1 protein-coding gene and 1 pseudogene are annotated in these 1,156 nt (G+C 34.0%); one reads left to right on the forward strand and one right to left on the reverse strand.

What is annotated here, in order from left to right; all coding sequences use genetic code 11:
- A partial coding sequence (locus Megvenef_RS09590; RefSeq protein ID WP_322777685.1) for a VOC family protein occupies positions 1 to 320 on the forward strand: 320 nt, incomplete at its 5' end.
- Between the two features lie 97 nt (positions 321 to 417).
- Here Megvenef_RS09590 and Megvenef_RS09595 read toward each other — a convergent pair.
- Positions 418 to 1,156: pseudogene (locus tag Megvenef_RS09595) on the reverse strand (class I SAM-dependent methyltransferase); the annotation flags it as partial.

Consider the following 1,156-nt stretch of genomic DNA (forward strand, 5'->3'; position numbering starts at 1 on the left):
GCTTCGTCATAGAGGAAGTGGTAAAAAGCGACGATGGTAAACCACAGCATGTGTCCATGAAAAAAGATGACGCTTTAATAATGTTCTGTCCAGAAGGAGCGTATGGTACCACAAAAAAATCACCAAAAACTCACGGGATTGAGATGCCTATTAACATGTATATTTATTGCCAAGATGCTGACAAATTATACGCACAAGCAATTTTAAATGGCGCAAAAAGCCTTATAGAACCACATGATTCATTCTGGGGAGACCGATTCTGCTCTGTACTATGTATTGATAATTATGAATGGAGCTTTGCAACGTTGCTCAAGAAGTAGTATCAACTTTAACAATAAGCAACGTCAGCGGCCCATTACTAATCAAAATGTGCAATTGATCAAGATAATTATGACTATAAAAATGCTACATCTTATTTTAATTAGAGAGCATAGGAAACGGGCCAACATTTTTATTTCTAAGCAATAACACCCCAGCGTTGTGCAGAATGGCCAGGGTATTTTTTACTTGTTCAATTAACAATTTATCTTCAATTTTTTTATCCATATCGGTCATTGCAGCATCGAAAATTTCTCTAAAGCTCATCGTTTCATCAATCATATATTTAAACAAATATTTTGTAAAACTAGTTACTGGTAGAGTTACAGTAACATCACCTAATGTTTGATATTGCAAAGGAAAATTAACACTAATAGCCGAGTGATTTCTTTCTAAATAGCCATAAATATCCTTTACAACACTCTTTGCATTATAAAAATATGGCACATTATCAAGATCTTCAAAAGATGCAATTGAGGATTTCTGGTTAGAAACAAAAAACTGATGCTTGACTATACTACCAGCGATAATTTCACACATTGCTTGTTGATCAATAATATCTCTTTTTTTAAGCTCCTCTAAGAGCGCAGGATCCTTAATATAATTCTCAAGCCTTAATATTAATCGGTTATAAGGGTCGTTAAAATCAACAAAATTAAGCCCAGCTTCTGCTACAAAATCATATAACTGAGGTATAGTATAAGCCCTATCTTGTTTATGTAAGAATAGGTCGTACATTCCTACATCCCCAAAAAGAGAGACTTTCCATCTATTTGTGTAAATTCGATTATAGGCACTTAAATTCTCCCTTCGAATTTGATCATAAAATGAGCCATAG

The sequence above is a fragment of the Candidatus Megaera venefica genome (genome assembly GCF_034554655.1).
GTDB lineage: Bacteria > Pseudomonadota > Alphaproteobacteria > Rickettsiales > Rickettsiaceae > Megaera_A > Megaera_A venefica.